Genomic DNA, 7,838 nt, shown 5'->3' on the forward strand with positions numbered 1-7,838 from the left:
AAGTGATGATGGCAAAGAGGATACACCCGTTCCCATTCCGAACACGAAGGTTAAGCTCTTTAACGCCGATAGTACTAGTCTGGAGACGGACTGGGAGGGTAGGAAGTCGCTTCGTAACATGCGGATGTGGCGGAATTGGCAGACGCGCTAGACTTAGGATCTAGTGTCCATGACGTGGGGGTTCAAGTCCCTCCATCCGCACCAAAGTAAGACACCAAATATATGGTGTCTTTTTTTATGCCCTTTTTTATTAATAGTAATCATCATAAGATATCCACAGATATATTGCTTTTATAATAAATGAGTTATCCACTTTTGGGTGACTCATTATTTTTTATTACTCTGTGGATAATTAGGATAAGTTTTAGAGGTTATAAATATTATCCACAGGGGATAAATTTGACTTTTAGAGGCTTATGTATTGACTGATCTGGTGTTTGAGTGTAGTATATAACTAATACACTAATATTTTACAAATGAGTAAATAAATTTCATATAATAAGTAGGTGAAGGAATTGAATTTTAAACCAGTTAATTTTGATAGTAGTAAGCCGGTATATATTCAGATTATGGAACTTATAAAAAAGTTAATTATAAATAGAGAAATAAGTCTTGGGGATAAGCTTCCCTCTGTAAGAGAAATTGCAGGCTTACTTGAAGTAAATGCAAATACTATGCAAAGAGCATACAAGGAACTTGAAAGGGAAGGTGTAACTTTAACGAAAAGAGGAATGGGATCCTTTGTTACAAGTGATATCAATGTAGTTAATAAACTTAAGGAGAATATGGCAAATAATATCGTAGATAATTTTATAAGGGATATGGGGGATATGGGATATAGTAAAGATGATATGATAACTTTTTTAAGAGAAAGGGGATAGCTTTATGTTAGAGCTTAAGGGTGTTACAAAGTCTTATGGAAAAAACAAAGTTCTAAATAATATTAATATGCTTATTGAGCCAAATGAGATAATCGGACTTCTTGCTCCTAATGGTGAAGGAAAAACTACCTTAGTGAAGATAATAATAGGTATGATTAATAGGTTTAAAGGTGAAGTATTACTTAATGGAGAGAGAGTTAATTACAAAAGTAGAAATAAAATAGCATATATGCCTGATAACAATATTATTCCTTCATCATGGAGTGTAGAAGACGCTATAGCATATTATAATAAGTATTTTGATAATTACAATAAACAAAAGACTCTAGGTATTATTAATAAGTTTAATATATCTAGAGATTCTAAGGTAGGGGCATTATCTCTTGGAAATGAAGAGAAATTAAACCTTGCATTAACTCTTGGAGTGGATGCCGATATTTTCATGCTTGATGAACCATTAGCTGCAGTTGATATTATAGCTAGAGAAGAAATATTAAAGGCTATTATTACCGAGTTTAAAGAAGGAAGTAGCATAATTATATCAACACATTTAATTCAAGATATTGAAAAGGTATTTGATAGGGTAATTCTTCTAAAACGAGGATCTATAGTAGAAAATAGATTAGTTGAAGACATAAGAGAATCAGGAAAGTCTGTAGTAGATTTCTATAAAGAGGTGTATAGCTATGGAAATAATGTTTAAGGGAATTAACCAACTAGGAAAAAGAAATATGATTTATTGTGTTATTTTAGCCTTTGTCTTAAATGTAGCTACATTGGTAATTGATAATGAAAACGTAATTGTATATATTACAACTATACTTTTATATTTGAATATAGTTATGATGTTTATATTTTTACATGGATTTTGGAAGACATTTTCTATGGAAAGCATATATGTTCACATATTACCAATAAGTAAAAGGAGAATTTTTATTAATATTTTTCTTCATTGGTTAACATGCTACACGTTAGTATGGATAATAAACATAGTATTTACTTTTGCTAAAGTAGGTATAAATACTGTTAGATCTAATACAACTACTATTGGAATTGTTATGGAATATAGTATAGATTATATTATTCCTATTTTAAGTTTGTTATGTTTATGTTTTATTATATCATTAAAGAAAATATATAATTTAAATATTTTTGTTTTAATTATATTAATCATAGGTATAGTAAAGGTGGAATCTATAATTAATATTAATATTAATTATACCTACTATAATAATATAAATACCTATTCACTTAACAGTACAAGGCAGCTAAAACCCTTAAATAATCATATAATGCCAGAGGAAAATAGTAATGTGATAGTTGTTAATTCAGAGACAACCCGTGAACTTGGAGGTATTATAACATATTCTTTAGTATCACTAGTTCTTGGAGTAGTTTGTATTTGGAATTTAGAAAGGTACAATCTTGAGGATGTTGTAAAGGTTATGGAGAGGAGGGCATTATATGAGAGAAAGTGGTATGACAAATGGATATAGCATATTCTTTAAGGGAGTCAGGGACTGGACAAGTACCGATGTAATTACAATGGAGAAGTTCATGTTTATACAAGTTATTTTTGGAATTACTTCAGCTATACTAAAAAATGAATATGTTTACTTTATATTTGAAATATACTCTATAATAACTTTTTATTATTTTATCATAGCACCTCTTTATATATATCATAGAAATTTTAAGACAGATGAAGAAAGGTATATATATTTAACCCCTATTAAGAAGAGCTATGTTCTCTTAAAGTCACTAGGGGTATGGGCCATAGGATTCACTTTATTTATGATGCTTAAGTTTTTTTTTACATTTATAAATATTAATTCTGTAGTAGATATGTCAGGTACGAATTTTAAGTATTTACTACTTGTTTTAGTAAACATCATTATATTTATTTTAGGTATATATTTAATTATAATATCTACTGACATAATAACAGTTGTTAAAGATGTTCCAAGGGTAATTACCTATCCTGTAGCTACTTTAATTATATTTGGAAGAGGATTTTTTCCCGACTTCCTCACATACTCAGTATGGTCAAAATTTAATATGTTAAATTTAATTTTAAATCCAGGTGGATTACAAAGTAATAATTTTTTAATAGAAGACAGGGTTGTGCTAGGACCTAATATAGTTATTTTTATTATAGGAATTCTTCTATTCGCATACTCTTTAAGTATATTTGAAGGATATAACGGAGAAAAAGTTAAAGGATTTTTTAGAGTCAAGAATTAAGCTTCTTGGCTCTTTTATGAATGTAAATAAATATATATATTGTTAAATAAGGTTAAAGTGTGTATTCTTTAATAAAGAAATTTAATTTATGAGTTTAGGGGAGAGGTGTGTATGGGGAATATCATTGAAATCAAGAATCTAACCAAAAGCTATGGAAGACAAAGAGGAATTGTTAATGTTAATTTAACTGTTGAAGAGGGAGATATATTTGGGTTTATAGGTCCAAATGGGGCAGGTAAATCAACTACAATTAGAACACTTTTAGGTCTTATTTACCCAACAAGCGGAAGTGCAGAGATATTCGGAAAAGACTGTATTAAGTTTTCTAAGGATATTTTAAAGGAAGTAGGATATTTACCCTCTGAGGTATTTTACTATGATAATATGAAAGTTATTGATTTGCTTAATTATTCTGCTTCTTTTTATGCTAAGGACTGTAAGGATAGGATTAAGGAACTTTCAGATATATTAGAGCTTGATCTGAAGAGAAAGATTTCAGACCTTTCATATGGAAACAAGAAAAAGGTAGGTATTGTTCAAGGATTAATTCATTCTCCAAAGTTAATTATATTAGATGAACCTACTGGAGGTCTTGACCCTTTAATGCAGCAAAAGTTCTTTAACCTTATTAGGGAAGAAAATAAAAAGGGTGCAACGATATTGTTTTCTTCACATATATTAAGTGAGGTTCAGCACATTTGTAATAAGGTTGCTATTATTAAGGATGGAAAAATAATAAAGACTGAAAAGATAAGTACATTAAGAGAAAATACATATAAGAAAATATCAGTTGATGCAGTAGGGAATATAGATAATGATTATTTTAAAATAAAGGGCGTAGAGAATTTAAAGGTTAATAAGAATAATGCTAAGTTCCTTTATAGTGGAAATGTTAATGTTATTATGAAGCTTATTAGTGAACTTGAATTATATAATGTGTTTATTGAGGAACCTGATTTAGAGGAACTCTTTATGCATTATTATAAGTAGGTGATATTATGAATATATTTTTATTTGAACTAAAGTCACTTAGAAAGGCTATTATAATATGGTCTTTGGCATTATCTATTTTATGTGCGTTTTTTATGTCTATATATCCTTCATTTGCAAGTAGCCATGATGAAGTAATAAAAATGATGCAAGGATTTCCGAGCATTCTCTTAAAGGCATTTGGAATTAACCTTGATATATTTTTTAGTGTAGTAGGATTTTACTCATTTGTTTTTACCTATATTAGTTTTTGTGGAGCGGTTCAGGGAACATACTTTGGGATTAGTATTGTCTCAAAGGAGAGAAGAGCTAAGACAACAGATTTCCTTCTTACAAAGCCTGTAAAACGCTTTCATATATTAACTTCTAAGTTATTGGCTGTGTTTACTGCTATTATTATTACAAATGTAATTTACATGACTGCATCTACTATCACCTTAAGTAGTGTTAATAATGGAGATTTTGATATAAAAAGATTCATACTAATATCTTTAACCTTACTATTTATTCAATTTATTTTTGTAGGAATAGGTGTTTTATGCGCAGTTGTATTAAGAAATATAAAATCAGTTATATCTGTATCACTTTCATTAGTATTTGCGTTTTTTGCTGTATCAATGCTAGACTCATTTATTGATAAGGAAATGATAAGATTTATTACACCTTTTAAGTATTTTAATAACCTTTATATTATTAATAACTTGGCATATGAGATGAAATATTTAATTGTAGGGATAGTTGTTACATTAGTATGTATATCTGCAAGTTATATTATCTATATAAAACAGGATGCTTAGGGGGAATTTTAAATGAATATATTTAAGAGAGAATTAAAAGCTAATTTAAAAAGCTTGGTATTCTGGTGTATAGGAATACTTGTTATGGTACTTGGAGGGATGAGTAAATTTAAAGGACTTTCAGGTACTGGTCAAAGTATAAATGATATATTAGGAAAGATGCCAAAGGTAGTACAAATATTCATAGGATCAAGTGAATTTGATTTATCTACAGCACTTGGATACTATGGAATAGTTATAGGATATATTCTTTTAATGGCTGGAATTCATTCTGTTATGCTTGGCTCTAGTATAATATCTAAGGAAGAAAGAGATAAGACAGTAGAATTTTTATTAGTTAAGCCGATTACAAGAAGTAGAGTAGTTATGGAGAAGCTACTTGCCGCATTGGTTAATATAATTTTATTCAATGTGGTTACTTTCATAAGTTCAGTAGCAATTATTAATAGCTTAAGTAAGGAAGAGGATGTATTTAAGCCATTATTACTTTTGATGATAGGAATGCTTGTATTTCAGATTATATTTATGTCATTAGGACTTTGTTTGTCTACAATATATAAGGAATCGAAAAACTCATCTGGAATATCAATAGGGATACTTATGGTAACATATTTTATATCAATTGCTATAGGGATGAGTGATAAGATGAATGGATTAAGGATATTAATACCATTTAAGTACTTCGATGTTGCAGGAATTATAAAAGGCGGTAACCTTGAGTATTTATATATTATAGTTTCATTAGTGATAATTATAGTATTTATATCTATGACATTTATATTCTACAGGAATAGAGACCTTAAAATATAACATAAACCAGGGAGCATCATCCCTGGTCTTTTTTATTTTTATCATTAATGAATAGGGGTTTTGGGGAGTCTTTTAGATATTCTCTGATTTGAGTAAAGGATGAAAATGCTATTACTATTACAAAAAATGAATAGATAATCTCAAGAATTGTAAGGATTTTAGAAAGTGATGATATAGGAGATATATCACCATACCCTACTGTTGCAAAGGTTGCAAAGCTAAAATAGAGAAATGATATAAATACATCAACGGGATTATCTCCAATATGTCCTATAAAGTTTTCATTTGAAAGTTGGTATATAAAAAAGTAATTTACTGCAAAGAACACAACCCCTGCCATTGCAGAAACAGCAATATTAAAAACTGCTTTCCCAGTAGACATTTTATTTTTGCTAACGTGAAATATAACTCTAAATGAATAAAGAATTAAATATAAATAGAAAAGAGATCCAAGCCATATCATGACAGCATATCCTAAGGACTCTTCAATATATAATTTCAAAATCTTTAACAGCAGAATATAAGAAATATAAAGTATTAGTGCAGGTATAGGTTTAAAAATTGAAAACCGAAAGTTTTTCATAATTATCTCCTAATATAAAGCAATTGTTATATAGTAATAAGTATATAGCTTAAAAGTGTAATTTATATATAATTTTTGGAAATATAATAAAAAATGTATAGTTGAAATTATTGACTCAAATCGTAAAATAATGTATAATAAATAGTGTCGATAAGACACAGCATCAAGTGATGATGGCAGAGAGGATACACCCGTTCCCATTCCGAACACGAAGGTTAAGCTCTCTAACGCCGATAGTACTAGTCTGGAGACGGACTGGGAGGGTAGGAAGTCGCTTGGTAACATGCGGATGTGGCGGAATTGGCAGACGCGCTAGACTTAGGATCTAGTGTCCATGACGTGGGGGTTCAAGTCCCTCCATCCGCACCAAGCACCAGTTATGGTGCTTTTTTTATATATTTTTCTACATAATTTTAAAAGCACATAAAATCTAATGAGTGGGAGTCTCCTATGCATCAAACAGACATAAAAACCACTAGATTTCATGTGCTTTTTATTTTTGTATATGTATAATTAATATATCAAAGTAATTAATTGTAAAGGAGGTTTACTATGAACTTGTTATTAAGAAAGATTAATATGTTTAAGGATTTAAGCGATTCTTCTCTTATAAAAATAGATGAGATAGTAGAGGAGAAACTATACGAAAAAGGGGAAGATATATTCTTTCAGGGGGAAGAGGCTAAGGGAGTCTTCTTTATTAAAGAAGGTAAAGTAAAGATATATAAGTCTTCACTAGATGGAAAGGAACACATATTACATATATTAGAGAGCGGAGAAGTCTTTGCAGAGGTATGTATATTAAATGGCATTCCATATCCAGCATCAGCAAAGGCAATAGAAAATAGTGAAGTTTATATAATAGAAAATTCTAAACTTGAAAAGTTAATATCTGAAAATGGTGATATAGCAATAGAATTAATAAAGTTAATGTCTAATAGGCTTGTTATGATATCAAAGCAGGTGGAGACAATTGCACTTAAGGATTCACTAGGGAAGGTTTCTTCATTAATAATTAGAATGCTAACAGAAAAGGGACAGGAAATTAAAGATGGAAGTATATTGAATATAGATATATCGAGGCAGGATATGGCCAATATGGTGTCACTAACAAGGGAAAGCTTTACAAGAACATTAAGTAAATTAAAGGATACTAATATAATAGATATAAATAAAGATGAGATAATTATAAAAGATATAAAGGGTTTAATAGAATATATATATTAGTTTTAGGCATTGGATATATAAATTAGTCCTTAATTATGGTAACAACATAACCTGGTGAGTCACATAAGTAAAAATAGAGAAATAGGAAGATATTTAGAGGAATATAAATCTAAACTTACTAAATGTAAATTTACATAATTATATAGCATATATTGTCATGGTATCATAATCCTTGTTCCCAGCGAGACAGCTGAGAGCAAAAAACAAATTTAAAAAAGTTTAAAAGTAACTGTTGACAAATAAGTCAATTACTGATAAACTAATCAAGTACTTTGGTCATTGAAAACTAAACAGTAACTATAGCGA

At 29.3% G+C, this 7,838-nt stretch carries 9 protein-coding genes, 2 tRNA genes and 2 rRNA genes; 12 read left to right on the forward strand and 1 reads right to left on the reverse strand.

Annotated features, from left to right (window positions below; all coding sequences use genetic code 11):
* The 9 genes from rrf (CLCY_RS05190) to CLCY_RS05230 all read left to right on the forward strand — a co-directional run.
* Positions 1 to 115, forward strand: a 5S ribosomal RNA gene (gene rrf / locus CLCY_RS05190); the annotation flags it as partial.
* Between the two features lie 5 nt (positions 116 to 120).
* Positions 121 to 204 (forward strand) — tRNA-Leu (locus tag CLCY_RS05195).
* Positions 205 to 515: 311 nt separating this feature from the next.
* Positions 516 to 881, forward strand: a complete 366-nt coding sequence (locus CLCY_RS05200) for a GntR family transcriptional regulator (protein ID WP_242844941.1) — start codon at positions 516 to 518, stop codon at positions 879 to 881.
* Between the two features lie 4 nt (positions 882 to 885).
* Complete coding sequence (locus CLCY_RS05205; protein WP_048570082.1) at positions 886 to 1,584, forward strand: ABC transporter ATP-binding protein; 699 nt, start codon at positions 886 to 888, stop codon at positions 1,582 to 1,584.
* The gene (locus CLCY_RS05210) at positions 1,568 to 2,377 is read left to right on the forward strand and encodes a hypothetical protein (RefSeq protein ID WP_048570083.1); all 810 of its coding nucleotides are present in this window, start codon (positions 1,568 to 1,570) and stop codon (positions 2,375 to 2,377) included. The genes CLCY_RS05205 and CLCY_RS05210 overlap by 17 nt, the downstream gene beginning before the upstream one ends.
* Positions 2,346 to 3,125, forward strand: coding sequence for a hypothetical protein (locus CLCY_RS05215; protein WP_048570084.1), 780 nt, complete (start codon positions 2,346 to 2,348; stop codon positions 3,123 to 3,125). Before CLCY_RS05210 ends, CLCY_RS05215 begins: the two co-directional genes overlap by 32 nt.
* A 111-nt stretch (positions 3,126 to 3,236) precedes the next feature.
* Entirely contained in the window at positions 3,237 to 4,115 is an 879-nt protein-coding gene (locus tag CLCY_RS05220) for an ABC transporter ATP-binding protein (protein WP_048570085.1), read from the forward strand.
* A gap of 8 nt (positions 4,116 to 4,123) precedes the next feature.
* Complete coding sequence (locus tag CLCY_RS05225; RefSeq protein ID WP_048570086.1) at positions 4,124 to 4,912, forward strand: ABC transporter permease subunit; 789 nt, start codon at positions 4,124 to 4,126, stop codon at positions 4,910 to 4,912.
* A 12-nt stretch (positions 4,913 to 4,924) separates the two neighbouring features.
* The gene (locus CLCY_RS05230; protein WP_048570087.1) at positions 4,925 to 5,722 is read left to right on the forward strand and encodes an ABC transporter permease subunit; all 798 of its coding nucleotides are present in this window, start codon (positions 4,925 to 4,927) and stop codon (positions 5,720 to 5,722) included.
* A 16-nt stretch (positions 5,723 to 5,738) separates the two neighbouring features.
* Here the strand turns inward: CLCY_RS05230 and CLCY_RS05235 are convergent, their stop codons facing one another.
* Positions 5,739 to 6,305, reverse strand: a complete 567-nt coding sequence (locus CLCY_RS05235) for a potassium channel family protein (RefSeq protein WP_082141721.1) — start codon at positions 6,303 to 6,305, stop codon at positions 5,739 to 5,741.
* A gap of 163 nt (positions 6,306 to 6,468) precedes the next feature.
* On the opposite strand from CLCY_RS05235, the gene rrf (CLCY_RS05240) reads away from it, so the two are divergent.
* The 3 genes from rrf (CLCY_RS05240) (at position 6,469) to CLCY_RS05250 (ending at position 7,532) form a co-directional block, all read left to right on the forward strand.
* Positions 6,469 to 6,585 (forward strand): 5S ribosomal RNA (gene rrf, locus CLCY_RS05240).
* A 5-nt stretch (positions 6,586 to 6,590) separates the two neighbouring features.
* Positions 6,591 to 6,674 (forward strand) — tRNA-Leu (locus CLCY_RS05245).
* A gap of 183 nt (positions 6,675 to 6,857) precedes the next feature.
* Entirely contained in the window at positions 6,858 to 7,532 is a 675-nt protein-coding gene (locus CLCY_RS05250; RefSeq protein WP_048570089.1) for a Crp/Fnr family transcriptional regulator, read from the forward strand.
* The last annotated feature ends 306 nt before the right edge of the window (positions 7,533 to 7,838 follow it).

Origin of the sequence: Clostridium cylindrosporum DSM 605, assembly GCF_001047375.1 — a bacterium.
GTDB classification, from domain to species: Bacteria; Bacillota; Clostridia; order Clostridiales; family Caloramatoraceae; genus Clostridium_AB; species Clostridium_AB cylindrosporum.

Bases quoted from the DNA above. Each gene is read 5' to 3' on its own strand.
- CLCY_RS05205 (WP_048570082.1), top strand. From the start codon at position 886: ATGTTAGAGCTTAAGGGTGTTACAAAGTCTTATGGAAAAAACAAAGTT.
- CLCY_RS05210 (WP_048570083.1), top strand. From the start codon at position 1,568: ATGGAAATAATGTTTAAGGGAATTAACCAACTAGGAAAAAGAAATATG.
- CLCY_RS05215 (WP_048570084.1), top strand. From the start codon at position 2,346: ATGAGAGAAAGTGGTATGACAAATGGATATAGCATATTCTTTAAGGGA.
- CLCY_RS05220 (WP_048570085.1), top strand. From the start codon at position 3,237: ATGGGGAATATCATTGAAATCAAGAATCTAACCAAAAGCTATGGAAGA.
- CLCY_RS05225 (WP_048570086.1), top strand. From the start codon at position 4,124: ATGAATATATTTTTATTTGAACTAAAGTCACTTAGAAAGGCTATTATA.
- CLCY_RS05230 (WP_048570087.1), top strand. From the start codon at position 4,925: ATGAATATATTTAAGAGAGAATTAAAAGCTAATTTAAAAAGCTTGGTA.
- CLCY_RS05235 (WP_082141721.1), bottom strand. From the start codon at position 6,305: ATGAAAAACTTTCGGTTTTCAATTTTTAAACCTATACCTGCACTAATA.
- CLCY_RS05250 (WP_048570089.1), top strand. From the start codon at position 6,858: ATGAACTTGTTATTAAGAAAGATTAATATGTTTAAGGATTTAAGCGAT.